The organism is Streptomyces sp. NBC_00554, from assembly GCF_041431135.1.
Taxonomy (GTDB): Bacteria; Actinomycetota; Actinomycetes; order Streptomycetales; family Streptomycetaceae; genus Streptomyces.
Map to the genome: position 1 here is coordinate 1,386,949 of NZ_CP107799.1, position 26,391 is coordinate 1,413,339.

The 26,391-nt window shown below is 69.9% G+C and carries 22 protein-coding genes and 1 riboswitch; of the genes, 3 read left to right on the top strand and 19 right to left on the bottom strand.

Annotation, left to right across the window (positions count from 1 at the left end; translation table 11 throughout):
• Positions 1-38 precede the first annotated feature (38 nt).
• Both OG266_RS06295 and OG266_RS06300 read right to left on the bottom strand, forming a co-directional pair.
• Positions 39-2,282 carry an ATP-binding protein gene (locus tag OG266_RS06295; protein WP_371543677.1) on the bottom strand — a complete coding sequence of 748 codons (2,244 nt, stop codon included), beginning with the start codon at positions 2,280-2,282 and terminating at the stop codon, positions 39-41.
• 407 nt (positions 2,283-2,689) lie between these two features.
• A complete protein-coding gene (locus tag OG266_RS06300) occupies positions 2,690-3,904 on the bottom strand; it encodes an MBL fold metallo-hydrolase (protein WP_371543678.1) in 1,215 nt (404 codons plus the stop codon).
• Between the two features lie 361 nt (positions 3,905-4,265).
• Between OG266_RS06300 and OG266_RS06305 the strand changes: the two genes are divergently transcribed.
• Complete coding sequence (locus OG266_RS06305; RefSeq protein ID WP_371543680.1) at positions 4,266-5,444, top strand: Glu/Leu/Phe/Val dehydrogenase dimerization domain-containing protein; 1,179 nt, start codon at positions 4,266-4,268, stop codon at positions 5,442-5,444.
• Positions 5,445-5,526: 82 nt separating this feature from the next.
• Complete coding sequence (locus tag OG266_RS06310) at positions 5,527-6,147, top strand: TetR/AcrR family transcriptional regulator (protein ID WP_371543682.1); 621 nt, start codon at positions 5,527-5,529, stop codon at positions 6,145-6,147.
• A gap of 103 nt (positions 6,148-6,250) precedes the next feature.
• Here the strand turns inward: OG266_RS06310 and OG266_RS06315 are convergent, their stop codons facing one another.
• From OG266_RS06315 to OG266_RS06330, 4 genes are all read right to left on the bottom strand, one after another.
• Positions 6,251-7,036, bottom strand: coding sequence for an SGNH/GDSL hydrolase family protein (locus OG266_RS06315; RefSeq protein WP_266474952.1), 786 nt, complete (start codon positions 7,034-7,036; stop codon positions 6,251-6,253).
• A gap of 144 nt (positions 7,037-7,180) precedes the next feature.
• Positions 7,181-7,900, bottom strand: coding sequence for a DUF6250 domain-containing protein (locus tag OG266_RS06320; protein ID WP_371543684.1), 720 nt, complete (start codon positions 7,898-7,900; stop codon positions 7,181-7,183).
• Between the two features lie 211 nt (positions 7,901-8,111).
• Positions 8,112-9,035 carry a peptidoglycan DD-metalloendopeptidase family protein gene (locus tag OG266_RS06325; protein WP_371543686.1) on the bottom strand — a complete coding sequence of 308 codons (924 nt, stop codon included), beginning with the start codon at positions 9,033-9,035 and terminating at the stop codon, positions 8,112-8,114.
• A gap of 4 nt (positions 9,036-9,039) precedes the next feature.
• Positions 9,040-9,196, bottom strand: a riboswitch (cyclic di-AMP (ydaO/yuaA leader).
• Between the two features lie 300 nt (positions 9,197-9,496).
• The gene (locus OG266_RS06330) at positions 9,497-11,566 is read right to left on the bottom strand and encodes an alpha-galactosidase (RefSeq protein WP_371543687.1); all 2,070 of its coding nucleotides are present in this window, start codon (positions 11,564-11,566) and stop codon (positions 9,497-9,499) included.
• Between the two features lie 204 nt (positions 11,567-11,770).
• Here OG266_RS06330 and OG266_RS06335 point away from each other — a divergent pair, with 204 nt between their 5' ends.
• Complete coding sequence (locus OG266_RS06335) at positions 11,771-12,568, top strand: tyrosine-protein phosphatase (RefSeq protein WP_371543689.1); 798 nt, start codon at positions 11,771-11,773, stop codon at positions 12,566-12,568.
• A 31-nt stretch (positions 12,569-12,599) separates the two neighbouring features.
• Here OG266_RS06335 and OG266_RS06340 read toward each other — a convergent pair whose 3' ends face one another.
• The 13 genes from OG266_RS06340 to hpnC form a co-directional block, all read right to left on the bottom strand.
• Entirely contained in the window at positions 12,600-12,716 is a 117-nt protein-coding gene (locus OG266_RS06340) for a DUF6126 family protein (protein WP_371552663.1), read from the bottom strand.
• A 32-nt stretch (positions 12,717-12,748) separates the two neighbouring features.
• Positions 12,749-13,393: a helix-turn-helix domain-containing protein gene (locus OG266_RS06345; RefSeq protein ID WP_371543691.1), complete on the bottom strand. Its 645-nt coding sequence runs from the start codon at positions 13,391-13,393 to the stop codon at positions 12,749-12,751.
• A gap of 135 nt (positions 13,394-13,528) precedes the next feature.
• Complete coding sequence (locus OG266_RS06350) at positions 13,529-14,929, bottom strand: aspartate aminotransferase family protein (protein WP_371543693.1); 1,401 nt, start codon at positions 14,927-14,929, stop codon at positions 13,529-13,531.
• The gene (gene dxs / locus OG266_RS06355) at positions 14,926-16,821 is read right to left on the bottom strand and encodes a 1-deoxy-D-xylulose-5-phosphate synthase (RefSeq protein WP_371543695.1); all 1,896 of its coding nucleotides are present in this window, start codon (positions 16,819-16,821) and stop codon (positions 14,926-14,928) included. Before dxs ends, OG266_RS06350 begins: the two co-directional genes overlap by 4 nt.
• 28 nt (positions 16,822-16,849) lie before the next feature.
• Entirely contained in the window at positions 16,850-18,007 is a 1,158-nt protein-coding gene (gene ispG, locus OG266_RS06360) for a flavodoxin-dependent (E)-4-hydroxy-3-methylbut-2-enyl-diphosphate synthase (RefSeq protein ID WP_371543696.1), read from the bottom strand.
• 4 nt (positions 18,008-18,011) lie between these two features.
• A complete protein-coding gene (gene hpnH / locus OG266_RS06365) occupies positions 18,012-19,034 on the bottom strand; it encodes an adenosyl-hopene transferase HpnH (protein ID WP_266472899.1) in 1,023 nt (340 codons plus the stop codon).
• Between the two features lie 5 nt (positions 19,035-19,039).
• A complete protein-coding gene (locus tag OG266_RS06370) occupies positions 19,040-19,681 on the bottom strand; it encodes a 1-hydroxy-2-methyl-2-butenyl 4-diphosphate reductase (protein WP_266472900.1) in 642 nt (213 codons plus the stop codon).
• The gene (gene shc / locus OG266_RS06375) at positions 19,681-21,684 is read right to left on the bottom strand and encodes a squalene--hopene cyclase (protein ID WP_371543698.1); all 2,004 of its coding nucleotides are present in this window, start codon (positions 21,682-21,684) and stop codon (positions 19,681-19,683) included. The genes OG266_RS06370 and shc overlap by 1 nt, the downstream gene beginning before the upstream one ends.
• 111 nt (positions 21,685-21,795) lie before the next feature.
• Positions 21,796-22,923, bottom strand: a complete 1,128-nt coding sequence (locus tag OG266_RS06380) for a polyprenyl synthetase family protein (RefSeq protein ID WP_266472903.1) — start codon at positions 22,921-22,923, stop codon at positions 21,796-21,798.
• A complete protein-coding gene (gene hpnE / locus OG266_RS06385) occupies positions 22,923-24,338 on the bottom strand; it encodes a hydroxysqualene dehydroxylase HpnE (protein ID WP_371543700.1) in 1,416 nt (471 codons plus the stop codon). Before hpnE ends, OG266_RS06380 begins: the two co-directional genes overlap by 1 nt.
• Positions 24,335-24,475 carry a DUF6380 family protein gene (locus OG266_RS06390; RefSeq protein ID WP_353962480.1) on the bottom strand — a complete coding sequence of 47 codons (141 nt, stop codon included), beginning with the start codon at positions 24,473-24,475 and terminating at the stop codon, positions 24,335-24,337. The genes hpnE and OG266_RS06390 overlap by 4 nt, the downstream gene beginning before the upstream one ends.
• Positions 24,475-25,425: a presqualene diphosphate synthase HpnD gene (gene hpnD, locus OG266_RS06395; protein WP_266472906.1), complete on the bottom strand. Its 951-nt coding sequence runs from the start codon at positions 25,423-25,425 to the stop codon at positions 24,475-24,477. The genes OG266_RS06390 and hpnD overlap by 1 nt, the downstream gene beginning before the upstream one ends.
• Positions 25,422-26,324, bottom strand: coding sequence for a squalene synthase HpnC (gene hpnC / locus OG266_RS06400; protein ID WP_371543703.1), 903 nt, complete (start codon positions 26,322-26,324; stop codon positions 25,422-25,424). The genes hpnD and hpnC overlap by 4 nt, the downstream gene beginning before the upstream one ends.
• Positions 26,325-26,391: the final 67 nt, after the last annotated feature.

Consider the following 26,391-nt stretch of genomic DNA (forward strand, 5'->3'; position numbering starts at 1 on the left):
AGCGGAGGGGGTGGGTGTGGGGGTGGAGAGGCCACTGGTCATCCGGCCGGTGCGCTCCCGTCGTGCCGGGTGGTGAAGTCCTGTCCCGGCGCAGGCGCGGGCGCGGCGTCGCGCGCCCCCTGCGCCTCGTGCGGCGCGGGCGCATGGGCCGTGTGCGCTTCGGCTATGTGCGCCGCGCCGATGGGCGCTCCGGGTACTCCGTCGACTCGGGCCGCTCCGTCCATGTGCAGCCCATCCATATGCGGGCGCTCCCTGTGCGGTCGCTCCATGTGGGAGGCATCCACATGTGAGGCATCCACGTGTGATTGCTCAACGCGCGGAGCATCGGGGACGTCCATGTGCTCCGCACCCCTATGGCCCGCATCCATAGGGGCGGTATCCATGTGGCCGGAGTCCATGGCGGCGCTGTCCATGGCGGCGGTGTCCCTACCCCCCGCACCCACGATCGGCACATCCACCCGGACCATCTCCAGCGGCGGCAGCGAACCCGTGTCCACCAGGTCCAGGTGTGCCCGGTCCCGCGGAGCCTCGGTGCGCGCCGACTCCGCATGGGCCGCCTCCGCGAGCCCGATCCCCCGCTGGAACGCCGCCATGAGGCCGGGGTCGTGACCGGCGACGTGCTCCGCGTCCTGGCGGGGTGCGGGCCCCTCACGCAGCTGGGGGACGATGTGTTCCTGGGCGCGCCGCGTGGGCAGTTGGGGCTTGCCCATGGTGCCGCGGACCGCACCACCTCGCGCCGTGGGCGGCTTGCCCGCGTGCTCCGTCACCGCGTGCCGGTCGTCGGGGCGGATGCCGGGCACGGCCTCCGCCGGGTTGGGCCGCTCCAGGTGGCTACCGCGCACGGGCAGCGGCGCCGGACCGCTGCGCCCCATGGCCCCCGCGCCCCGCGACGCCTGGTTCCGCGGCGTCTGGTCCCGCGAAGCCTGCTCCCGCGGCGCCTGCCGAGGCACAGGAGACACGCCCCCGGGCGGGGCGGACACCGGACCCGCCTGCACGGCCTGCGGTCTGGCCGGCGGGCGCCGGTCCGCGCCCGGCTCCTGCGGCTGCGCCCGTGTGAGTACTCCGGGGTCGCCCTGCGCCGTCCCCAACAGCGCCTGCGGCACGACGAGTACGGCTTGGACACCGCCGTAGATATTGTTCTGCAGCCGCACATGGATGCCGTGCCGCCGGGCGATCTGCGAGACCACGAACAACCCGATGCGGCCGTCCTGGAGCAGGCTGGCGACATTGACCTGGTCGGGATCGGCGAGCAGGGCGTTCATCTTGTTCTGTTCGCCGAGCGGCATGCCCAGGCCCCGGTCCTCGACCTCGACGGCGAGTCCGGAGGTCACGAGATTGACGCGCAGCAGCACTTGGGTGTGCGGGGCCGAGAACACCGTGGCGTTCTCGACGAGTTCGGCCAGCAGATGGATGACGTCGGCGACGGCGTGCCCGCGCAGGGTGCCGTCGATCGGAGGCACCAGCTTCACCCGCGAGTACTGCTCGACCTCGGCGATCGCGGACCGCAGCACCTCGGTCATGGAGACGGGGTTGCTCCACTGCCGGCGCGAGACGGCGCCGCCGAGCACGGCGAGGTTCTCGGCGTGCCGCCGGATGCGGGTGGCGAGATGGTCGATGTGGAAGAGCCCCTTGAGCAGATCCGGGTCCTCGATCTCGTTCTCGAGCTCGTCGAGGATCGAGATCTCGCGGTGCACGAGAGACTGAAGCCGCCGCGCCAGATTGACGAAGACCTCGACCTTCTGCTCGCTGCCCGCGTGGCTGGAGAGCTGCGCGGCCTGTACGACGGCGGTGACGGCGCCGTCGTGGGCGCGCGAGAGGTCGGCCGCGAGCAGCTCGAAGTCGTCGGCGTCGGCGGGGGGCTGGCGACGCGCTTTGCGCGCCGGCGGGCTCTCGCCTCGGCGCAGTCCTTCCACGAGGGCACGCAGGTCGCCCTCGGTGCGGGCGGTTGTGCGGCGCAGGGCGCCTATCCGCTCGTGCACGGACGTGGCGGCCCGGTCGGCGGCCACGGCGGCGATCACGATGCCCGCGAGCGCCACGCCCACGGCGCCCGCGAGCACGGCCCACAGGATGAGCGTGGGGCGTGCGCCGGTCGAGCGGACGGTGAAGAGCACAGCCGCGCACGCGCTGAGGGCCACCGCGGTCGGCGGCAGCACCGCGAGGCGCAGCAGCTGGGGCCGCAGGTGGGTCTCGGGCAGCGAGGGTGCGGTGTGGGCGACCGGCCGTCCGTGCCGTCCGCCCTCACGGCGGTCTGCGCGTGCGGCCGGTGCGCGAAGGTGAGACATCGGCGTCCTCGTACTGGTACGTCGGGGGTGGGGGGCCTCTGACGGGTCGGAGACGGGTCGGATGCCCCCTGGGGCTCCCGCAGGTCTGCGCGACTCGGTCGTGCGTCATCGCGGTGCCGGTCGAGAGAGCCGAAAAATTCGACCCCGCGTCGCCCGACGGCAACTGACAGTAGTCGGCAACGCATCATGTGCGGTGGGCAGTTGACAAACTCCCACGGCCAGGGTCCCGCTCTGGTATGAGGCCTCGTACGACAGACCGATAACACCCTCGGACACGTGTTCGCGTCGCGGTCCGGATTCGATCAGAGCTGGTCAGAAGCGGTCGGGAACAAACGGCGAGGGCCGGGGAGCAGTGCGCTCCCCGGCCCTCGCCGTCGATCGAAAAATCAGCCCCCGTGATCCGAGAATCAGCCCGCGGGCACCGTTTCCGGCTCCCCGGTGCCTTCCTTGGTCCCGGCGGCGACGTCACCCGGTGTGCTGACCGTGGTCTTCTGAGCAGCGGGCCAGCCACCCTCCGGCGTGACGGCCACGGCGCGCCACCAGGGCTCGGACGGAACGGTCTCGGCCGTCGGTTCGAAGGGCTCTCCGGGGCGGGGCAGCGCGACCCGCGCACCGGCCGCGTCCGCGGCCGCGATCGACCCCTCGCCGGGCTCCGCCCACGGGTGGGCCGCCAGGTTGAACGTCGCCCAGTGGATCGGCAGCATGACGCCGCTGGTCCGCCCGCCCTGAAGGCCCAGGTGGGCGCGCATGCCCTCCTCGGGCGTCATGTGGATGTCCGGCCAGAACTCGCTGTACGCCCCGATCTGGATCATCGTGGCGTCGAACGGGCCGTGCTCGGCGCCGATGTCCTTGAAGCCCTCGAAATAGCCGGTGTCGCCGCTGTGGTAGATCCGGTGCTCATCGCCCGCCACCACCCAGGACGCCCAGAGCGTGTGCTGGGTGTTGCGCAGGCCCCGGCCGCAGAAGTGGCGGGCCGGCGTGGCGGTCAGGGTGATTCCCCCGACCTTCGTCGACTCGTTCCAGTCCAGCTCACGCAGCCGGTCCGCCGACACACCCCAGCGCTCCAGGTGGGCGCCGACACCGAGCGGCACCGCGAACAGCGTGTCCGAGTCGGCCAGGGCCTTGATCGTGGGCAGGTCGAGATGGTCGTAGTGATCGTGCGAGATGACGACGACGTCGACCGGGCCGAGCGCGGCCAGCGGCAGCGGTACCGGGTGCAGCCGCTTGGGTCCGGCGAAGTCGAACGGAGAACAGCGCTCACCCCAGACCGGGTCGAACAGCACGCGGTGCCCGTCGATCTCGGCGAGGACGCTGGAGTGCCCCATCCACGTGAGCCGTAGCCCGGTGGGCGCGGGCCTACCCAGGTCGGCGAGCGTCGTGGCGTGCACCGGCACCGTGCCCGCCGGGGCGCGCAGGACCCGCTCCTCCTTGCGGAAGAAGGTCTTCGCGAACTCGCGCATCGCGCCGTCCGGCCGAGGGGTACCCGCCGGGTTCTTGAAGACACCGTCCGCGAAGTTCGGCGATCTGCGGATGCGCTCCAGGCGCTCACCCGCCGGATCCGCGCCGAAGGCGGCGGGCCGCAGCGCGCGGAGCCCGGAGCTCAGGGTACGGAAACCGGTCACAGTACCTCCAGGTGGAGTCAGTCAGGCTTTCATTATGGTCGCCGCCTCTGACAGCGCCGGGTCGGCCCTGTCACAGCACAATTTCCGTGACCCCATGGCCTGTATCTCCACAACCCCACGGCGCCCGCTCTTCTTCCTGGCCACGGGACGCGCGTTCCGCCGTCCACGGGGCGGACGCGTGTTCGGTTCCACGACGCGAGCCCGGTTACTGACTGACGGTTCAGTACGCGTAATGTGACCGTCCGGCCCCGTACATCCGGCCGCCTTTGGAGACACCATGTACCGAGGACTCCGACACCCCCACGGCGGTGGGCCTCGCGCCGGCCCTCCAGCCCCCTGACCGCCGTACCGAGGAGACCCCGTGACCGCCCCCCTGATGCTGCTCACCTGGACCGACCACGTCACCGGCCACCAGGGATTCCTCGTGGTCGACCGGCTCGTACGGGGCGTCGCCAGCGGCGGGCTGCGGATGCGGGCGGGCTGCACGCTGGACGAGGTCGCGGGGCTCGCCCGGGGCATGACCATGAAAGAAGCCCTGCACTACAACCCCGAGGGCCGCTACATCCCGCTCGGCGGCGCCAAGGGCGGCATCGACTGCGATCCCCAGGACCCGGCGGCGTACGGCCTTCTGGTGCGCTACCTGCGCGCCATGCGCCCGTACATCGAGAGCTTCTGGACCACGGGCGAGGATCTCGGCCTCACCCAGGACCTGGTCGACAGGGCCGCCGAGGAGGCGGGGCTCGTCTCGTCCATCCAGGCCGTGTACCCGCTGCTCGACGACGAGGTGGCGGCCAGACGGCGGCTCGCGGACGCCTTCGCGGTCGAGGTGGACGGGATCGGGCTCGACGAGCTGGTCGGCGGCTGCGGTGTCGCCGAGTCGGTGCTCGCGGCTCTGGACCGCGCCGGGACGCCGTACGCGGGAACGCGCTTCGCCGTGCAGGGACTTGGCACCATGGGAGGGGCCACGGCACGCTTCCTCACGCGCGCGGGACTCACGCTGGTGGCCGTCGCCGACATCAAGGGCACGATCGCCAACCCTGAGGGCCTCGACGTCGACGCGCTGCTCGCGGCACGGGACGCGTACGGGACGGTCGACCGTTCGGCGCTGCGCCCGGCCGACCGTGAACTGCCGGGCGACGCCTGGCTGTCCGTCGACGCGGAGGTGCTGGTGCCCGCGGCGGTCTCGTACGCGATCGACACCGTGAACCAGCGCCGGATCACCGCCCGCTGGGTCGTCGAGGCGGCCAACATGCCGGTTCTGGCGGAGGCGGAGGAACTGCTCGCGGCGCGCGGGGTCATCGTGCTGCCGGACGTCGTGGTCAACTCCGGGACGAACGCCTGGTGGTGGTGGACGCTGTTCGGCGACATCGGCGCGGACGCGGACGAGGCGTTCGCGTACACACGGCACTCCATGCGCGCCCTCATCGACCGGACGCTGGCCCGCGCGGAGGCCGACGGGATCACACCGCGGGCCGCCGCGCACGCCATCGTCGCCGACCGGCTGCCGGTGATCGCGGAGCGGTTCGGCTGGTACGGATGACGGCGGGACCACCGGCACGACCAGCGCGAACCAAGGAGACCCGGCTCCAACACCACCTCTGGCGAGGGATTAGGGTTGCCGCGTGGCGAGAGTGCGTTTGAACGTGGCGGAGCGGCGTGAGGAGTTGCTGCGCGCCGCCGTCGAACAGATCGAGGCGCGCGGCGTGGCGGCGGTACGGATCGCCGATGTTGCCTCGGCACTCGGAGTGAGCAACGCGCTGGTGCTGTACCACTTCTCGACCAAGGAGAAGCTGGTCGCCGAGGCGTTCACATACGCGGCCGAGGACGATCTGGCCCATCTGCGCAAGCTGCTCGGCCGTCGTACGTCGGCGCTGCGACGGCTGCGGGCCGCGGTGCGCTGGTACGCGCCGACCGGGCAGGCCAAGGGCTGGCGGCTGTGGATCGAGGGCTGGGCGGCCGCACTGCGCGAGCCCGCGCTGCGGGAGGTCACGTGCTACCTCGACAAGCAGTGGAAGGCCGCGATCATCGAGGTAATCGCGGAGGGAGTGGCCGCGGGTGAGTTCCGCTGCCCGGACCCCACCGGCACGGCCCTGCGGCTCACCGCGCTGCTCGACGGTCTCGCCGTCCAGATGACCTCGTACGCGGGTGCCGTTTCGCGAGCGCGGACCCACGAGTGGGTGGACGAGGCGCTCGCACGCGAACTGGGCCTCGACCGCGAGGCGTTGACGGCGGCGGTGCGCTGAGGCACGCGCCTCTCCGGAACGTCGAGGGGTGGTTGGTGGTGCCGGGTCCCGGCACCACCAACCACCCCTCACTCAGCCGTCGAGCCCGGCATCGCGCCCCGGTTCAGGCCACCGCGTCGATCCACGTCTTGATCTCGTCCGGCGAGAGCGTCCCCTTGGCCGCCACATGATCCCCGGAGGACTCGCCGCGCAGGCGCCGCCCGATCCACGGGACCAGGTACTCGCGCGCCCAGTGGATGTTGTCGCGCCTGGCCTCGAGCGTGCCGCGCGGCGGAAGGGGCGGCCACGGCTGGTCCGGGTCGGCCGGCACTTCGAGGCCGAGGACCTGGCCGGCCCGGAGCGCGACGCGGGTGTGGCCCTCGGGTGACAGGTGCAGACGGTCGCCGTCCCAGGCGCGGCGGTCCTGAATCGTCTTCAGGGACCACAGGTCGAGGACATGGCAGCCATACCGGTCGGCGACGGCCCGTATATGCCCGTTGTACGTGGCGATCTTGCCGCGCATGTGCTTCAGCACGGGCACGCCACGGGTGTCGAATCCGGTCGTCACCATGACGGTGCCGACATGTGAGGTGAGATCGGCGACCGCGCGCTCGAAACGCTCCGCGACCTCGTCGGGGTCGACGCCGGGCCGGATGATGTCGTTGCCGCCCGCGCAGAAGGAGACCAGGTCCGGCGCGAGTTCCTTCGCCCTGGAGAGCTGGTCCTCGACGATCTGGTCGAGCAGTTTGCCGCGCACGGCGAGATTGGTGTAGTTGAAGTCGCCTTCGGGCTGCCGGTCCGCGAGAAGTACCGCGAACCGGTCGGCCCAGCCGACAAAGGCCCCGTCAGGCCCGGGGTCGCCGACGCCCTCGGTGAAGCTGTCCCCCACCGCCACGTACGACCCGATCACTGATCTGTTGACACTCTTCGAATCGTCTGCCACATCGGCCCATGATTCACCTTCGGGTGTGAGCTACGCGACCGTAGGAAGGGGTTGACGTGTGGTGAGATAAGCCACTCATAAAGTCTGGGTCAAGCTCGGAATAAGGGCCTGTCAGGGGCGGTTGAACAGCCGCCACACCTGGAAGTCCGTGATCCTGAAGTGACTCCAGGTGGTGCGGAACGCGAAGTGCCCACTCGTGTACGGCTCCGGGTCGCTGTAGTCGAAGACCAGCCGCCCGTTGTTACACCACTGGACGGTGGAGCCGTCCGACACGATCCGCACCCGGTTCGGTTCGTTCGCCGTGAGCAGCGGCTCCGTGTAGTCGCTGATCAGTGGACGCACGCCGGCCTCGCCGACGTAACGGCGCAGCCTCGTCGTCGTGTTCGTGTTGGCGCCGTATCCGACGTAGTACGCCTTCAAGTAGTCGTACTCCGCGAGCGCGCCGCCCCGAGGCGTGGCGAAGAGGTCCTCCGGGGAGCGGACGTCGACGGCGTTCCAGAAGTTGTTCAGGTCGGACACCCGGTCGTTGACACCGCCCGCGGAGACCGGCGTCGCGGTGTACTCGATGACGTACGGCCCTTCGAGCTTCCGTCTGAACCAGACCGTCGCGCCGTCCGGCACGTCGATGTCCAGGACACCGCGCGAGGCCATGACCGTGCCGCCGTTCTCCAGTTCGGCGGCCCATTGACCGAGTCCGTGCCGGAAGCTGTCGTGGGCCAGGAGCTCGCCCCGGCGGTAGCGCGGCGAGGCGCTCGCGGCGGTGGCCGGGACGAGCGCCGCGAGAGCGGCACCGGCGGCCAGGGCTCCGAAGGTTCTACGAGTGGTCGTCACGGGAAAGCGGACCTCCGAGGCGATTAGAAAGCGCTTACGGAGATCACTGTGCGGCCACCGCGGCACGTCTGTCGACACCTCGTCCGGGCTGTCCACAAGACCGCAATGTGCCGCTCATGAATCCGAAGGAACGCGGTCCGTCGGCCACGAAACACCGAAGGCCGGACCCCGGGGATCGTGGGGTCCGGCCTTCGGAGGTGAGGGAGAGGCGTCAGCCGACGGTGACACCGTGCGCGCGCAGGTACGCGACCGGGTCCACGTCCGAGCCATAGTCCGGCGTCGTGCGGATCTCGAAGTGCAGGTGCGGTCCGGTGACATTGCCGGTCGCGCCGGAGAGGCCGATCTGCTGCCCCTCGGTCACGGTCTGGCCCGCCGAGACGGAGAGGGAGGACATGTGGGCGTACTGCGAGTACTGGCCGTCGGCGTGCTGGATGACGACCTGGTTGCCGTACGCGCCGCCCCAGCCCGCCGAGACGACGGTGCCCGCGGCGATGGACTTGATGGTGGTGCCGGTCGGGACCACGAAGTCCACGCCGGTGTGGTAGCCGCTGGACCACATGCTGCCGGCGGTCTTGTAGGCGGTGCCGACGGTGGCGCCCTCGACCGGCAGGGTGTAGCCGGAGCTGCTCGCCGTGTCGGTCGCCGGGGTCGTGGTCTCGGCGGCCGTCTTGGTGGACGACTCGGAAGACTTGGACGACTGGGTGGACGACTTCGACTTGGCGGACGACTCAGTGGTGCCGCTCGACGCGGCCTTCTTGCCGATCGTCAGCTTCAGGCCGGGATGGATGAGAGCCGGGTCCTCGCCGACAGCCTTGCGGTTGTCCGAGTACAGCTTCTTCCAGCCGCCGCTGACACTCTGGTCGGTGGCGATCTTCGAAAGAGAGTCGCCCGCCTTTACCGCGTAGGTCTTCGTCGCGGTCTTCTTGGCGGCGGCCGGAGCAGAGGTGGCGGCCTTTTCCTGAGCCGTTGCGGCCTTTTCCTGAGTCGAGGAAACCGTGGCCGTCGGAGTCGCTGCATGGGCACCGGTGGCCCCCATCAGTGGCAGCGCGAGCGCGGCGCCACCCGTTCCGGCAACGGCGATCGAGCGCGTGAAACGCTGGGACTTGGGACGGCGGTGCTTACCCTTCGCGGGCATGACGAATTCCTCTCCGGCGCCTGCGAGGTGAGCTGTCGGGTGCGGGCTGGAGATGCCCGGCCACGCGGCTGCGCGGCTATACCCCTAGCCGTTCCGGAGACCGGAACAGGCGTCTTACCTGTGGGTCCCCCGCTCCTGCCACATACGGGTGAGTGCGGATTCCGGGCGGCGGCAGGATTGGGCGTCCGTCCGGATTGATGGCGAACGTAAGCGAAATGAGAGCGCGTCGACAACCATGTGGGCTTTCTGTGGACGTCACCCCCTTGATCCATGCCGGAATTCCCGTCACCCTCTGTGGACTGATGACCTTTCCGGCCTCTCAAATAGCCCGGGAATTCGGGCAGGTTGACAAAAAGGTGTCGCAACACATCGTCACGAATATGACGCTGCTCACGCACGTCGACCCACGGCACCTTATTCCAGGGCCAGTTGTAATGAAGCAGCTAATTCGGACAGAACAGTCACATGCGACGCAGGCGGATAACCGTCGCATCGAGATCCCCGCGCAGCCCCGCCCTCACCCCGTGATGCAGCAGTACCGCACCTCTGTGCATTTCGCCCGTTTCGCGGCACTCGTACGCTTGTGTCGGGTCGAGTCCGCGTAGCCGGAGCCGCGCGACCGGCTCACCGTGACGCTGGGCCTGGAGCCAGGCGAGGACGACGACCTCGTCGCCATGGACGTACTGCACCGCGCTCAGCCCACCCTCCGGGGGCCGCAGCCGGTAGAGGTCACCGCGCTGCACGACGGGCCGGATCTCCTTGTACAGCTCCACCCAGTCCCGCGCTTCGGCGAGCTCCTGCTCACTCCACTCACTCAGGTCGCCGCCGACGCCGAGTACCCCGGCCATCGCGCTCACGAACCGGAAGCGCAGCGAGCTGACCCGCCCGTTGAGCTGCGTGTTCGGGCTGTCCGTGACCCAGGCGGCCATGATCCGGGCCGGGTGGATCTGGCTGAAGCCGTCCTGGATGGCGAGCCGGTCGAGCGGGTCGGTGTTGTCGGAGGTCCACACCTGGTCCGTACGGGCCATGACACCCAGGTCGATACGGCCGCCACCGCCCGAGCAGGACTCGAACGCGACACCGGGGTGCGCGGCCCGCAGCCGGTCCAGAAGGCCGTACAGGGCCTCCACGTGCGCCACCCACAGCTTCTGCGGATAGCGCTCGCCCGGCCAACCCGCATCCGTGAAACAGCGATTGAAGTCCCACTTCACGTAGTCGATGGGGGCGCTGGAGAGCAGTCCGTCGAGCTGCTCCCACAGGTACTCCTGGACGTCCGGGCGCGCGAGATTCAGTACGAGCTGATTGCGGTACTCCGTCCTGGTTCGCCCCTGCTGGAACTGCACCCAGTCGGGGTGCGCGCGGTACAGCTCGCTGTCCGGATTGACCATTTCCGGCTCGACCCAGATGCCGAACCGCATACCCAGCGCGTGTACGTCCTCGGCGAGCGGCTTCAGGCCGGCCGGGAAGCGGTCCGGGTTGGGCGTCCAGTCGCCGAGCCCCGCGCGGTCGCTGGTGCGCGCCCCGAACCAGCCGTCGTCGACCACGAACAGCTCGACACCCATGGCCGCGGCCCGCCGCGCGAGCTTGCGCTGCTGGTCCTCCGAGATGCCGAAGTCGGTGGCCTCCCAGGAGTTGTAGAGCACGGGCCGGTCCTGGTCCACGTCCGGGATGACGTACATGCGCTGGTACGCGTGCCAGGCGCGGCTCGCCCCGCCGAAGCCGCCGTCGCTCCAGAGCCCCGCGAAGACGGGCGTGGTGAACGACTCCCCCGGCTCCAGGCGCAGCAGACCCGAGTCGTCGTACCCGGCGCCGCCGGTGATCTGCACGCGCGCGTCGGGGAGTTGGGCCACGGAGATCCGCCACGAGCCCGACCAGCCGAGCGCGCACCCGTACACCTCGCCGCTCTCCTCGGTCGCCTCGCTGTCGAGCGCGACCCACGGCAGGTGCTGGTGCCCGGTGTGCCCGCGTCGGCTGCCGATGACCTTCTCGCCGTAGGTGAGGTGCGATCGTACGAGCCGGGACTCGGCCGCCCACCGCCCGTGCAGCTGGGACAGCCGCCAGCCGTCACGCTCGGGCAGTGTCCAGGTCGCGGAGTCGGCGCGCAGCAGCTCCAGGGCGGGCCCGGCGTTGACGAGGCTCACCCGGCGCTCGACGACATCGCCGCGCATCCGGTAGTGGAGGGTGATGGCGAGCCCGGAGTCGGAGAAGCGCAGCCGCAGCTCGTCCCCGTCCGCCTCGTACTCCTCGAAGCGCCACTCGGTCCCGCGCCGCTCGTCCGTCCGCACGGACAGGGCGGGGCGGGTGAAGCGGGGGCCGCCCTCGACCGGGTACTCCTCACGCCCGTCGAGCGGCGACTCGAACGGCCAGTACTGGGGTGCCGGCAGGGCGGCCAGCGCCTCGGCGTCGGCGAGCGTGATGCGCGGGCCCCAGTGGAGATGCAGTAGCTCGTCGAGTTCGGTGAGCCGCAGTGCATAGCTGCTCGTCGGCCCCGAAAGAAGCCAGGTACGACCGTCCGCGCCGATCTCCGTCATCAATCCCCCACAGATACGAACAGGTGCGATCAGGTACCAACATCATCACGCGCTCCGTGCCCTGGAGGCAACGCCTCCGCACCTGCGAAGACGGCGCCTGTGGACAACTCATTGCCCCAGGTACCCATGTCGTATCGTCGATAGCGCAACGTCCGTCGGCGGGCGACGCCGAGCAGCGCCGACGGTTTATTGGGAGGAGTTCCCGTGACGCAGCAGATCCCGTCGACCGAGCCCGAACTGGCCGCAGTGCGCAACTTCCGCGATGTGGGCGGTCTGCCCACCGTGGACGGCCGACGGGTGCGGTACGGGGTGCTGTTCCGCAGCGGCCACCTCGCGCACGCCACCGATGAGGACGCCGCGTTCCTCGCCTCCCTCGGCCTGCACACGATCTTCGACTTCCGCAATGCCTCGGACCAGAAGCTGGAGGGCCCGGACGTCGAGCTGCCGGGCGTGCGGAACGTGAATCTTCCGCTGACCGACCCGGCCGACGGCGCCGAGTTCTGGAAGATGGTCCGCGACGGCGATCTCGACCAGCTGCGCGCTCTCCTCGCGGACGGCAAGGGGGCGAACCGAATGATCAACTCCTACCGCGCCATCGTGAAGCAGCGCACCGCGGAGCATTCCCAGGTGCTGCACTCCCTCGCCGAGGACAGCGTGCCCGCCCTGATGCACTGCGCAGCGGGCAAGGACCGCGCGGGCCTCTCCATAGCCATCACGCTCCTCGCCGTCGGCGTCGAGCGTGAGGCCATCGTGGCCGACTACCTGGAATCGAACGCCGCGCACCGGCGCTACAAGGTCCACCGCAGCAGCGCCTCCGCCTCGGCGTACTCCCCTGAGGTCATGGAACTGCTCAGCCCGCTGTTCGACGCGCGCGCCGAATACCTGACGGCGGCCTTCGAGACGATCGAGGAGACCTGGGGCGGAGTCGACGCCTATCTGGAGCAGGCGCTGGGGGGCACCCCGGAGCTGCGGGACCGGCTGCGCGAGCGGCTCGTCGACTGACGAAGGCCTCCTGGTCCCCTCCGAGCGGCCCCTACTGGTTCTGCGCGCCCAGCGTGAACAGCAGGTACACGAAGGCCGCGAAGAGGTGGCCGACGGCCACGTAGATGATCAGCCGCACCCACAGAGCGCGGGGGAGCCTGTCGTCCATGTCGCGGCGGGGGCCGGATTCCGTCGGTTCGGTCATGGTGTCTCTCCCAGGGTGGGGTGCCCCGTCGCCGGGCCGAGGCACAGCGCGGCGGTGGGGCTCTGCAGCAGGGTGTGTACGAAGAGGAGCTCGGCGCCGTCCCGGTCGGCGGCGGCGATGCGGTGCGGGGTGAGCGAGTCGAAGTGCGCGCTGTCCCCCGGCGCGAGCACCTGCGCGGTGTCACCGAGGCGCAGCCGCAGCCGCCCCCTCAGGACATGGAGCCACTCCTCGCCGGGGTGGACCCGCACGATGTCGCCCTGCGAGCCGTACGGGACATGCACCCGCAGGGCCTGCATCCCGCGCCCGGAGGCGCCGGCCTGCCAGTAGGTCCAGCCGCCCGCCGCTGTCGGCTCCATGTCGGCGGCACGCACCACGGCGTCCCGCTCCGCGACCGTCTCGCCGAGCAGCTCCGAGACGGTCGTACCGTAGATACGAGCGAGTGCGAGCAGCATCGGCAGTGAGGGCTGGCGCTGCCCGGTCTCCAGGCGCGAGAGGTGGGCGGGCGAGAGCCCGGCGGCGCGGGCCGCGGCCTCCAGGGTCAGTGAGGCACGGCGGCGCAGCTCACGCAGCTGGGGTGCGACGACATGGAGGTCGTCGGCGGCCCTCTGCGGGGAAGGGTTCGAACCCTCGGCGGTGCTCATGCCTCCATTGAGCCCGAGCCTTACCTCTGGGGCAAATTTCTTACCTCAGAGGCAAAAACCCGACGGTTCGCCATCGCCCGCTCTTTCCGGTCCGCCATCGCCTGCTCTGCCAGCGGTCCGGCACCGCCCGCTCTCTCAGCGGTTCGCCACCGCCTGCTTCACCAGCGTCTTCCCGAAGTCCCACATCAGTCCGCCGCCGCCGTGCGCGTCGTCCATCACGGCCGTGAAGGCCTCCACGAAGCGGTCCACGTCCCGCTCGTCGACGACCAACGGCGGGATCAGTTTGATCACCTCCAGGTGATCGCCGGAGACCTGGGTGAGGATGCGGTGCCGTTGCAGCAGCGGTACGACCACCATCTGCGCGAACAGACCCTTGCGCGCGGCCTGCAGCATCGTCCAGCGGCTGCGCAGCTTCAGGGACTTGGGCCGCCCGAACTCGATGCCGATCATCAGTCCCCGGCCGCGTACGTCGCTCAGCAGCTCGTACTTGTCCACGAGCGCCGCGAGCCGGGACTTCAACTGCTCACCCGTGGCCCGGGCGTTGGCCACGATCTGCTCGTTCTCCATGACCGAGAGCACGGCCAGCCCCGCCGCCATGGCCTGCGCGTTCGACCCGAAGCTCGCCGAGTGCACGAGGACCCGGTCGATGGACGAGTAGACCTTCTTGAAGATCCAGTCCTTGCCCAGCGTGGCACCGACCGGCACGTAACCGCCGGACAGCGCCTTGGCCACGCACACCAGGTCCGGCTCCACACCCTCCTCGTGCTGATAGGCGTAGAAGTCCCCGGTCCGCCCAAGACCCGTCTGCACCTCGTCGACGATGAGCAGCGCCTTGTGCTTGTGCAGCAACTCCTGTGCGGCGCGCAGATATCCGGGCGGTGTCTCGTGCACCCCCTTGCCCTGGATGGGTTCGACGATGAGGGCGGCGACGTCGCCCTTCTTCAACTCCCCTGCCAGGGCGTCGAGATCACCGAGCGGGACGGCCGTGTCGGGCAGCAGCGGTGCGAAGCCGTCCCGGAAACCGTCCTCGCCGTTCACGGACAGCGACCCGGTGGTCAGCCCGTGGAAGGCGTGCGAGCAGTACAGGATCCGCGGTTTCCCGGTCGCGTACCGGGCGAATTTCAGCGCGGTCTCGACGGCCTCCGTACCGCTGTTGCCGAAGAACACCCGGTCCAGGTGCGGGCTGTGGACGAGCAGCCGTTCCGCGAGGAGTCCGGGCAGCGGCTGGCAGTCGAAGCGGGTGAGGTCGGCGAGCGAGGCGTCGAGGACGTCGTGCAGCGCCTTGCGGACCACGGGGTGATGTCGGCCAAGGCCCATCACCCCGAACCCGGCGAGCATGTCCAGGTAGTCCTCCCCGTCCGCGTCCCAGAAGTGCGCGCCCTCGGCTCGCTCGTACACCTTGTCGAAGCCGATGGTGTGCAGCATGCGCGGGAGCTGGTGGTTCAGGTACTTGGTGTGCAGCTCGTAGCGCTCGGCCCCGCGTTCGGCGAGCAGCGCGCCGAGGTCGAACTCCTGCTTCCCGGAAGGCGTGGTCATTCCTTTTTCTCCTTGGACAGCTCGTCCTTGACTGCCAGACCGGCGCTGATCCGACCGGCGATCTCCACGGGCGTGAGACCTATGTCGGCCAGCACCTCACCACGTTTGGCGTGCGCGAGGAACTGCTCCGGAATGCCGAACCGCCGTACGGGTACGTCGACTTCGGCGTCCCCCAGCGCCAGCGCGATCGCCGAGCCGACCCCGGCCGCCCGGCTGTTGTCCTCGACGACGGCCACCAGGCGGTGCTCGGCGGCGAGCCCCGGCAGCGAGGGATCGACCGGCTTGACCCAGCGCGGGTCGACGACGGTGCACCCGATTCCGCGGGCTTCGAGCAGTTCGGCGGCCTGGAGGCAGACCGGTGCCATGACTCCGATGGCCACCAGGAGCACCGAGGGCCGCTCCCCCCTGTGCAGGACGTCCATCCCGCCCACATGGTCGACCGCCGGAATCGCCGGCCCCACCGACTCCTTCGGGAAGCGGATCATCGTCGGCGCGTCGTCGACGGCGACCGCCTCCCGCAGCTGCGCCCGCAGCTGGTCGGCGTCGCGCGGCGCGGCGATCCTGAGCCCCGGCACGACCTGGAGGATCGACATGTCCCACATGCCGTTGTGCGAGGCGCCGTCCACGCCCGTCACTCCGGCCCTGTCCAGCACGAAGGTCACGCCGCACCGGTGCAGGGCCACATCCATCAGGAGCTGATCGAAGGCCCGGTTGAGGAAGGTCGCGTAGACGGCGACCACGGGATGCAGCCCGCCGGTGGCAAGGCCCGCCGCCGACACCGTGGCGTGCTGCTCGGCGATGCCGACGTCCCACACCCGGTCGGGGAACTTCTCGGCGAACTTGGCGAGCCCCACCGGATGCAGCATGGCCGCCGTGATCGCCACGACGTCCTCCCGCTCCTCCCCGATCCTGACGATCTCGTCACCGAACACCGACGTCCAGGAAGGCCCGTTGGAGGGCGCGAGGGGCTCGCAGGTGAGCGGGTCCATCACACCGACCGTGTGGAAGTGGTCCTCCTCGTGCGCGAGCGCGGGCTCGTAGCCGCGCCCCTTCTCCGTCAGGCAGTGGATAAGAACCGGCCCGTGGAACCGTTTCGCCCGTCGCAGCGCGGACTCCACCACCCCCACGTCGTGCCCGTCGATCGGCCCGACGTACTTGAGCCCCAGATCCTCGAACATGCCCTGCGGGGCGAAGGCGTCCTTGAACCCCTTCTTCGCGCCGTGCAGCGACTCGTAGACGGTGTTCCCGATGACCGGTGTGCGCAGGAGTACGTCCTTGCCCCAGGCGAGGATCTGCTCGTAACTGTCCGTCGTACGCAGGGTCGCCAGGTGATTGGCGAGACCGCCGATGGTCGGCGAGTACGAGCGCTCGTTGTCGTTGACGACGATGATCAGCGGCCGGTCCTTGGCGGCGGCGATGTTGTTCAGCGCCTCCCACGCCATGCCGCCGGTCAGCGCTCCGTCGCCGATGACCGCGACGACGTGCCCCTTCTCGCCCTGCACCTGGCGGGCCTTGGCGAGGCCGTCCGCCCAGCCGAGCGCCGTGGAGGCATGGCTGTTCTCGATGATGTCGTGCTCGGACTCCTCACGCGACGGGTAGCCGGACAGGCCGCCCTTGCCGCGCAGTTTGGAGAAGTCCTGACGTCCCGTCAGCAGCTTGTGTACGTAGCTCTGATGGCCGGTGTCCCACAGGATGCGGTCGACGGGCGACTCGAAGGCCCGGTGGAGTGCGATGGAGAGTTCCACCACCCCCAGATTGGGCCCGAGGTGACCGCCGGTCCTTGCGACCGCGTGCACCAGGAACTCCCGGATCTCATCGGCCAGTTCACCGACCTCCGCCTCGGACAGCGCCTTCAGGTCGCGTGGTCCCCGGATGCTCTCCAGAATCGTCACGCTCGGGCCCCCTCTCGGTCCGTGCTGATCAACTCACGGTGACGGCAGGTTCGCCGGACGCGACGCCGTCGTTCTCCATCTGCTCGGCGATCTTCATCGCCTCTTCGATGAGGGTCTCCACGATCTTCGACTCGGGCACGGTCTTGATGACCTCGCCCTTGACGAAGATCTGCCCCTTGCCGTTGCCGGAGGCGACCCCCAGGTCCGCCTCCCGCGCCTCGCCGGGACCGTTGACGACGCAGCCCATGACCGCGACGCGCAACGGGACCTCCATCCCCTCCAGACCGGCCGTGACCTCGTCGGCCAGCTTGTACACGTCGACCTGGGCGCGCCCGCAGGACGGGCACGAGACGATCTCCAGGCGCCGTTCCCGCAGCCCCAGCGACTCCAGGATCTGCATGCCGACCTTGCACTCCTCTGCGGGCGGTGCGCTCAGGGAGACCCGGATGGTGTCCCCGATGCCCTCGCTGAGCAACGCCCCGAAGGCGACGGCCGACTTGATGGTCCCCTGGAAGGCCGGTCCTGCCTCCGTCACACCGAGGTGCAGCGGGTAGTCGCACTGCGCCGCCAGCTGCCGGTACGCGTTGACCATGACCACCGGGTCGTTGTGCTTCACCGAGATCTTGATGTCCCGGAACCCGTGCTCCTCGAAGAGCGACGCCTCCCACAGCGCCGACTCGACGAGCGCCTCGGGCGTCGCCTTGCCGTACTTCTTCAGCAGCCGCTGGTCGAGCGACCCTGCGTTGACCCCGATCCGGATGGGGGTGCCGGCGTCCAGGGCCGCCCGCGCGATCCCCCGCACCTTGTCGTCGAACTGCTTGATGTTGCCCGGGTTCACCCGGACCGCCGCACACCCCGCGTCGATGGCCGCGAACACGTACTTCGGCTGGAAGTGGATGTCCGCGATCACCGGGATCTGCGACTTCTTCGCGATGGTCGCGAGGGCGTCCGCGTCGTCCTGCGTAGGGCAGGCGACGCGGACGATCTGGCAGCCGGACGCGGTGAGTTCCGCGATCTGCTGCAAGGTGGCGCCGATGTCCGACGTACGCGTCGTCGTCATCGACTGCACGGAAACAGGCGCTCCGCCCCCGACCGCCACCGGTCCGACCTGGATCTGCCGCGAAACACGGCGCTCCGCGATCGGTCGGACCGGCACCTCGGGGAGGCCCAAGGAAACGGCGGTCATGACGTCACCCGCGGCTTTCCGTGAAGGTCTCACGGGAGGCGCGCAGCGACTCCTTGAGGGAACTCATGGTGGCGAGCACGGCGGTCGGCTCGTAGCCGCAGTGCGCCATGCAGTTCGCGCACCGGTCGTCCTTGCCGCGGCCGTACGCGTCCCAGTCGGTCTCCTCCAGGAGCTGCTTGTACGTCTGCACGTACCCGTCGCTCATCAGATAGCAGGGCTTCTGCCAGCCGAAGAGTGAGTAGCTCGGGATCGCCCAGGCCGTGCACGGGAAGTCGACCTTGCCTTCCAGGAAGTCCAGGAAGAGCGGGCTGTGGTTGAGCCGCCAGCGGCGCCGGTTGCCGCCCGCGAAGGCCTTCTTGAACAGCTCGCGGGTCTGCTGGACGCCGAGGAAGTGCTCCTGGTCGGGAGCCTTCTCGTAGGCGTAGGCGGGCGAGAGCATCATCTCGTCGACCTTCAGGTCGTCGTTGAGGAAGTTGAGGACCTCGATGATGGTCTGCGGGGTGTCGGTGTTGAAGAACGTCGAGTTGGTGGTGACGCGGAAGCCGCGCCGCTTGGCCTCCTTGATGGCCTCGACCGCCTCGTCGAAGACGCCTTCCTTGGCGACGGACTCGTCGTGCCGCTCACGCAGCCCGTCGATGTGCACGGCCCACGCGAAGTACGGCGAGGGCTTGAACTTGTCCATCTTCTTGCGCAGCAGCATCGCGTTGGTGCAGAGGAAGACGAACTTCTTCTTGGCCACCAACTGCCGCACGATCTCGTCGATCTGAGGGTGCATCAGCGGCTCGCCGCCGGCGATGGACACCATCGGCGCACCCGATTCGAGCACCGCGCCCACGGCCTGGGCCACGGGCATCCGCTGCTTCAGCACCCCGGCGGGGTGCTGGATCTTCCCGCAGCCCTCGCACGCGAGGTTGCATGCGAAGAGGGGTTCCAGCTCGACGATCAGCGCGAACTTGTCCCGCTTCCTGAGCTTCTGTTCAAACAGGTATGCAGCGACCTTCATGGACTGCCGAAGCGGCATGGCCATCTGGCTCACCTCCGAGGGAGCAGCAAAGAACGGTGCCATTCAAAAAAAGCGGGAAGGACGGCACGAAGAACACGGAAAGCTGATATTCCACCGCGCACCGTCCCGATTCGGACGAGTTCATGTTCTGGAGCGTCCACGACCACCCGTACGGCCGCAACCGGGCGCGCGCCCGTGCGCACGGCGCTGTGGAGCGTGGACGCCGATTCCATGTCGACCGCGATCGCGCCGGTCGCGAGCAGACCCGACCGCTCGTGACCGCGGACGACGTGATCGGAGCCGATGAGCGGCCCCGTGTGGACGGTGCGCCCGGGCAGGGCACGCACCAGTTCCTTGACCAGCAGCTCGGTACCCACGCACGGCGTGATGCCGCGCGGGTCCCGGGTCTCTTCGGCGACGACCAGGTCCCCGGGGTGCATGCCCGGGGCGAGCCCCGCGCAGAATCCCGTGGCCAGGACCGCCGCCTCGCGCAGCGCCGGGTCCGCGAGGATCCGCGTCACCGAGCGCTCGGCGGCCTTGGGGCCCATGCCCGTACGCAGCACGGTGACGGGCCCGTCGGCACCGCCTCGGTCGCCGCTGCGCAGGGCGAGGTGCTCGATGCCGAGCGCGCAGGCGATGAGGAGCGGGGCCGGCGCAGGCTTGCTGTCCATCAGCCCCCCTTGGCCTCGATGAGCGGCTCGCCGTGGATGTACCGGCCGAGCGCGGTGAGCGGGAAGACCTGGCGGTAGAGGTGGTAGTTGATCGAGAAGTCCCACGGGAACCCGGTGCCGGTGAAGTACGGCTCGTCCCAGGAGCCGTCCGCCAGCTGGGTCTCCGCGAGCCAGGCGACCCCGCGCTCGGTGGCCTTGGAGTCCCGCTCCCCCGCCGCGAGCAGCGCTAGCAGCGCCCACCCGGTCTGGGAGGCCGTCGAGGCACCGCGGCCGCTCCACTCGGCGACGTCGTGGTAGGAGCGCAGGTCCTCGCCCCAGCCGCCGTCCTCGTTCTGCACGGTCTCCAGCCAGGCCACGGCCCGGCGGATCGCCGGATGTGAACCGGGCAGTCCGGCGGCGACCAGTGCAGGCACCACCGACCCTGTTCCGTATACGTAGTTGACTCCCCAGCGCCCGAACCAGGAGCCGTTCGCCTCCTGTTCGGTGAGCAGCCACTCGATGCCCCGGCGGGTGCGCGGGTCGTGCGAGAGCCCCTCGTAGGCGAGCATCTCCACCACGTGCGCGGTGACGTCGGCGGACGGCGGGTCGATGACCTCGCCGAAGTCGCAGAACGGCAGCCGGTTGGGGAAGGCGCTGGTGTTGTCGACGTCGAAGGCGCCCCAGGCACCGTTCTTCGACTGCATGCCGAGGTTCCAGCGCACTCCACGTCCGATGGCGTTCTCCAGGCGCTCCGGGTCGTGGTGCTTGACCCGGCGCAGCGCGAGGACGACCTCGGCGGTGTCGTCGATGTCGGGGTAGTTGTCGTTGTGGAACTCGAACGCCCAGCCCCCGGGCTGGAGTCGGGGCCGCTTCACCGACCAGTCACCGGGCCGGACGATCTCCTCCCCCAGCATCCAGTCCGCCGCCTTCACGAGTTGCGGATGGTCCGCGGGAACGCCCGCGTCTGCGAGCGCGATGGTGGCGAGACAGGTGTCCCACACCGGCGACTGACAGGCCTCGATCATCCGGGCGCCGTCCTCCCGCCAGATGGCGAAACGGTCCAGCGACTCCAACCCGGCACGCATCACCGGGTGTTCGAGGTCGTAGCCGAGCAGATGAAGCGCGATGACCGAGTAGACGGCGGGCGGCTGGATGCCTCCCCAGCAGCCGTCGTTCTCCTGCCGCTCGATGATCCAGCGCCCCGCGGTGTTCATCGCGGCCCTGCGCAGGCGACGCGACGCCACCTTGCGGTACTGGTGCAGAACCTTGTCGAGTCGCTCGAACACGCCGTCCCAACTCGCCACCGGGGCAAGCGGCTTGACCGGGTTGGGATTGCGGGCGTCGATGTGCAGCTCGTCTAGCGCGAACGGCGCGGGCCGCACCGGACGCTTCGCCGAGACGATGGTGAGCGGCACGATCGTCTGCCGCGCCCAGCACCCGAAGTCGTAGATGTTGAGCGGCATCCACTTCGGGAAGTAGATGAGCTCCGGCGGGAGTTCGGGCAGGTCGTCCCACTTCCACCAGCCGAACAGGGCGAGCCAGATCCGGGTGAAGACACGGGCCGAGGCGATGCCGCCCCGCTCGCGGATCCAAGCGGACGCCTTCGCCATGTGCGGCTCGTCCGGGCTGTCGCCGGCCAGCCGCAGGGCGACGTACGCCTCGATGGTGGTGGAGAGTTCGCCGGGTCCGCCGTAGAACGTGGCCCAGGTGCCGTCCTCGCGCTGCTCACCGCGGATGAAGAGTCCGGCGGCGCGTGTGGTCGTCTCGTCGCGGATACCCAGGAACTGACGGAGAAGCAGGTCCTCGGCGTCCATCGTGACGTTCGTCTCGAGGTCGCCCTTCCACCAGCCCTGGGCGTCCTGCCGCGAGAGCAGGAAATCTGTGGCGCGCTCTATCGCGCGCGTGGCGGCGTCTCGGGTCTCGACTGTCCCGGCCGCCCCGGGAGTTGTCGTTTCTGCGGTTTCGCGGGCCGAGGCAGTGCGGGGCGGCAGGGCCCCGGTACTTCCGTCGGTCGTCGCTGTCATGGCTTCCCCTTCGTGCAGTGGCATGTCTCTGCTGTGGGTCCGCCGTCGGCCGGTGCGCGTTTCCCGCGGCACCGGCCGGCGACTACGCGAGGTTTATTCGACCGATACTGATCATCTCTTCCGTACGACGACGAAGTCGGCGAGCTCCACGAACTGGGCCCGTACCTGTTCCGGCATATGGATCGCGTCGAGGGCCTCGACGGCGATCGCGTGCTGGCGACGCGCCTCCTGGGCGGTCCAGTCGCGGCCGCCGGCCTCCTCGATGAGCGCGGCGCGCGCGGCGAACTCCTCCTCGGAGAAGTTCTCGAAGTCACTGGCCTTGGCGTCGGCGGCAAGCAGTTCGCCGAGGCGCTCGGAGGCGGGCCCGCCCGCGGCGAGCGCGGCCACCACCGGCAGGGACTTCTTGCGCTGGCGCAGATCGCTCCAGGTCTGCTTTCCGGTGGCCTCCGGGTCGCCCCAGATGCCGAGGAGGTCGTCGACGGCCTGGAAGGCGAGGCCGAGGTGGTAGCCGTACTTCTCGAGGGTGTCGGCGGTGTGGTCGTCGGCGCCGCCGAGCACCGCGCCGATGGAGCAGGCGCAGGCGAGCAGGGCGCCCGTCTTGTTGCCCTCCATCTCCAGGCACTCCTCGACGGTGACCCGCTCGCGGTGCTCGTAGGAGATGTCCTGGGCCTGGCCGTCGATGAGGGCGCGGGTGGCGGTGGTCAGGCGCCGGGTGGCGCGGCCCGCCTCCACCGTGCCGAGCTCCAGCAGGAGTTCGTTGGCCAGCGCGAACAGGGCGTCGCCGACGAGGATCGCCTGGGCGGGGCCGTGCACCTTCCAGACGGTGTCGCGGTGGCGGCGCTGCTCGTCGCCGTCCATCAGGTCGTCGTGCAGCAGCGAGAAGTTGTGCACCAGTTCGACGGCGACCGCACCCGGCACGCCCACCTCGGGGGCGGCACCGGCGGCCTGCGCGGACAGAACGGCGAGCGCGGGGCGTACGGCCTTGCCGCCGTCACCGTCCGCGGGGTTCCCCTCGGCGTCGATCCAGCCGAAATGGTAGGCGGCGACAGTGTCCATGGGAGGCGCCAGGCGGTCGACGGCCGCCCGCAGCACCGGTGTGGCCAGGGTCCGGCCGCGCTCCAGGAGCGCGGTCACGTCCACCGCGTCGGCAGCCGTTTCGGCCGGGGGCACAGTGGGCACAGTCTCTCCTCTTTTTGCGGTACCGGGGGTGCGGGGGTCCGCCGCGCGCTGATCGAGCATCAGGCCGCCTCCTCGACTTCGAAGAGGTGATCGCGAGGCCGGCCCAGGGCGCCCAGCGCGGCTCCCGCCGCACTGACACCACTGCGGACCGCACTCTCCATGGTCGCGGGCCACCCTGTGGCGGTCCACGCTCCGGCCAAGTACAGACCGGGAGCTTTGGTGCGAGCGCCGGGCCGCAGCCGCCCGACGCCTGGGGTGGGGGCGAACGTCGCCGTACGCTCCCGGGTCACGAAGAAATCCTTCACTTCCGCGCCGCGCGCGCCGGGCAACAGCCGCTCCAGCTCCGGCAGATAGCGCTCGCGCAGCACGGACACGGGCTCGTCGATCTCGTCCTGCGCGGCCGACTGCGAGAGGGCCAGGTACTGCCCCTCCCGGAGCCCGGAGGCCTCGGTGCGGTCGAAGACCCACTGCACCGGGGAGCCGAGCGCCGCGAAGAACGGCCGGGTGAGCACCGTGCGGTCGTAGATGACATGGACGTTGAGGATCGGCGCCGTGCCGATCTCAAGGAGCCGTTCGGGGGCGTCGAGCGCGCCCTCGGGCAGCAGATCGTGGGCCTCGCGATGCGGTACGGCGAGGACGACCGTGTCGGCGTCGAGCGTCTCGCCGGGAACCCGAACGCTCCAGCGGCCGTTCTCGTTCTGGGAGATGGAGGTGACGCGTGTACGGACTTCGGTGCGGACGCCCGCGGAGTCGAGCGCCTTGCGAGCCAGAGTGTCGTGCAGTTCGCCCAGCGGGACGCGCGCCCAGCCGATGTCGGCCGCGCCCGGGTCGGACAGCAGACCGGTCTTGAACACCATCGCGGCGAGCCCGAGCGAGGAGTCTTTGGCCACCGCGTTGAGGGTGGCGACCCCCACCAGGTCCCACAGTGCCTCGACGGCACGCTCGGACTGACCGTGCGCGGCCAGCCAGCTGCCGAAGTTCTGCGCGTCGAGCGCCGGATCGGCGAGGTCGAGCCCCTTGAGCGCCAAGGCGGCACGCCCGACTTTGGCGCGCTCGGCGAGTGACAGGTGTGGATAGGTCGCGAGGCTTTTCGCCAGATGCAGTGGTACGGGCAACGCGGTGCGGCCGATTCTGCCGAGCCGCCGCCCAGGTTTCGCCTCGGCGTCGAGAACGGGCACGTCGAGACGATCCTGCAGTGGCGCAAGCGAGGCTCCGTCGACGCGGTCGAGGAACCACCGGTAGGCGGTGCAGCAGCGCAGATACACGTGCTGTCCGTTGTCCACGGTGAGATCGCCGCGCTGGAAGGAGAAGGCGAGCCCGCCGAGCCGCGGCCGGCCTTCGAGGAGCGTCACACGCACCCCGGCGTCGGCGAGCGCCAGCGCGGCGGTGATGCCGGCGAGCCCTCCGCCGACCACCACGGCGGCTGCCGTGTCCGGGCGGCCCGTGGTGTCCACGGGCCGCGTGACCTCGCTCATCGTGCACCCTCCCCCTCGGCCGTGCCGCGGTGTTCGAGCGGTGTGCGGCAGGCCATTGCAGTCAGGGACGCCCCGCGGCTCCGGAGGGTTGCGTGCCACTTTTCGCCGTTGGAATCACCTTGGCCCAAATTGTCCATCAGGTACGCCTCCTGACGGTCCGGCGGGACACATGCCGGGCGTCCAGGCCGGAGAGGCCGCGCACGGCGACGTACGCCTTCTCACGTCCGGGCAGCGAGACACGGCCGCGCAGCACGGCTTCGGGCTCGCGCTCGATGCGGTCGAGGAGGCGGCGGTAGATGCCGGCCATCGCCGCGACGCACGCGCCGCTGCGCCGGTCCAGCATCGGCAGCAGCCGGTAGCCCTCGGCGAAGAGAGCGCGGGCCCGGCGCACTTCGAAGTGCACGAGGCCCGCGAAGTCGGAGCCGGGCGGTGGTGTCGGCCCGTTGAACCCGGCCGAGCAGCCGAACTTGGCGAGGTCGTCGGCGGGCAGATAGGTACGTCCGCCCTCGGCGTCCTCACGTACGTCCCGCAGGATGTTGGTGAGTTGGAGCGCGAGCCCGAGTGTGTCGGCATACTCCGGCGCACGCTCAGCTCCGCGCGCCCCCGGCTCCGTACCGAAGACGCCGAGCGAGAGCCGCCCGATCGCCCCGGCCACACACCGGCAGTACACCTTCAGGTCGTCCCAGGTCTCGTACGTCTCTCCGCGTACGTCCATGAGGACGCCGTCGATGAGTTCGTCGAGGCCTTCGAGGGGTACCGGAAAGTACTCGGCGGTATGGCTGAGGGCGACCGCGACCGGGTCGGTGTCGTCCTCCTCCACGGAACCCTCGCGGACCCGGGCGAGCAGGGCCCGGGTGTCCTCGAGACGGGACGCCTTCACGTCCGTTGCGAGCGTGCCGTCGCCGATGTCGTCGACACGACGTGAGAACGCGTACAGCGCCGACATCGCGCGGCGCTTGGACGTCGGCAGAAGTCTGATGCCGTACGCGAAATTACGGGCCTGCTGACTGGTTACTGCTTCGCAGTAGCTGTAAGCGGCGAGTACCGGTGCGGGCACGTGTTGTTCAGACTCCACGGTCCGGATCACCCCTTTCCTCGCAGAGTCACTCCCACCTCGCGCAGCAGCTGGAGCTTGCCGTGCTTGGGCGGGCCTGGAAGTACGTCGTATTCGGCGGCGGCAATCGCACGGATTGCCGCCCTTCCCCCCGCAACGAACCCCGCGAGCAGCAGCTTCAGTCTGCCGTGGACGCTACCCACGAGGGGGGTGCCTTCATTCAGGAGGTTCCGGGCGCGTTCTGCTTCGTATGCAACCAGTGCGCGCACCGATGCGCCTGCCGTGGCCGGGGCCAGATCCGCCTCTTGGACATGAAAGCGCTTCATGTCCTCGGCGGGCAGATAGATACGGTCGCGGCCGAGATCCTCGGCCACGTCCTGGAGGTGCTCGACGATCTGCAGTGACGTGCACACCGCGTCGGAGCGACGGACGCGCTCCGGGGTCTCGGTGCCCGTGACGGCCAGCACGAGGCGGCCGACGGGGTTGGCGGACAGCTCGCAGTAGGCGACCAGGTCGTCATAGGTCTCGTACCGCTTGACCAGCTGGTCCTGGCGGTTGGCCGCGATCAGGCCGAGAAAGGGCTCGGGGGTGAGGCGGGCGCGGCGGACCGTGGGCTGGAGGCGGCGCAGCAACGGGTGGCGCGGGGTCGAGTCGAACACCCGGTGGAGGTCGGTCTCGAAGGCGTCGAGGAGGACGACGCGGTCCTCGGCCTCCGTGGGCGACACGCCGAGGAGGCGGGCGTCCGCGCCCCCGGGGGCCAGGTCGCCGTCACCGATGTCGTCGACGAGGCGGGCGAAGCCGTACACGGCCATCAGATCGTCACGCCAGGCCTTGGGCAGAAAGAAGGGCGCCACCGGGAAGTTCTCGTCCGCGGCCTTGTCGAGGGTGCCGCGCTCCGGGTCTCCGGTACGCGCCGTCCCGGCTTCGGTCACCGCTCGCCGCCCGGCGCGGGGACGGCACACGCATCGCGGAGCTGGAGAGTTTCCGTAGCCATTGCCG

Coding starts and splice junctions, on each gene's coding strand:
- hpnH (WP_266472899.1), bottom strand. CDS start 19,034: ATGGCCATGCCGCTTCGGCAGTCCATGAAGGTCGCTGCATACCTGTTT.
- OG266_RS06350 (WP_371543693.1), bottom strand. CDS start 14,929: ATGACCACGCCTTCCGGGAAGCAGGAGTTCGACCTCGGCGCGCTGCTC.
- OG266_RS06390 (WP_353962480.1), bottom strand. CDS start 24,475: ATGGACAATTTGGGCCAAGGTGATTCCAACGGCGAAAAGTGGCACGCA.
- OG266_RS06380 (WP_266472903.1), bottom strand. CDS start 22,923: ATGCTCGATCAGCGCGCGGCGGACCCCCGCACCCCCGGTACCGCAAAA.
- shc (WP_371543698.1), bottom strand. CDS start 21,684: ATGACAGCGACGACCGACGGAAGTACCGGGGCCCTGCCGCCCCGCACT.
- OG266_RS06345 (WP_371543691.1), bottom strand. CDS start 13,393: ATGAGCACCGCCGAGGGTTCGAACCCTTCCCCGCAGAGGGCCGCCGAC.
- OG266_RS06330 (WP_371543687.1), bottom strand. CDS start 11,566: ATGACGGAGATCGGCGCGGACGGTCGTACCTGGCTTCTTTCGGGGCCG.
- OG266_RS06325 (WP_371543686.1), bottom strand. CDS start 9,035: ATGCCCGCGAAGGGTAAGCACCGCCGTCCCAAGTCCCAGCGTTTCACG.
- ispG (WP_371543696.1), bottom strand. CDS start 18,007: ATGACCGCCGTTTCCTTGGGCCTCCCCGAGGTGCCGGTCCGACCGATC.
- OG266_RS06340 (WP_371552663.1), bottom strand. CDS start 12,716: ATGGACGACAGGCTCCCCCGCGCTCTGTGGGTGCGGCTGATCATCTAC.
- OG266_RS06295 (WP_371543677.1), bottom strand. CDS start 2,282: ATGTCTCACCTTCGCGCACCGGCCGCACGCGCAGACCGCCGTGAGGGC.
- OG266_RS06370 (WP_266472900.1), bottom strand. CDS start 19,681: ATGGACAGCAAGCCTGCGCCGGCCCCGCTCCTCATCGCCTGCGCGCTC.
- hpnE (WP_371543700.1), bottom strand. CDS start 24,338: ATGAGCGAGGTCACGCGGCCCGTGGACACCACGGGCCGCCCGGACACG.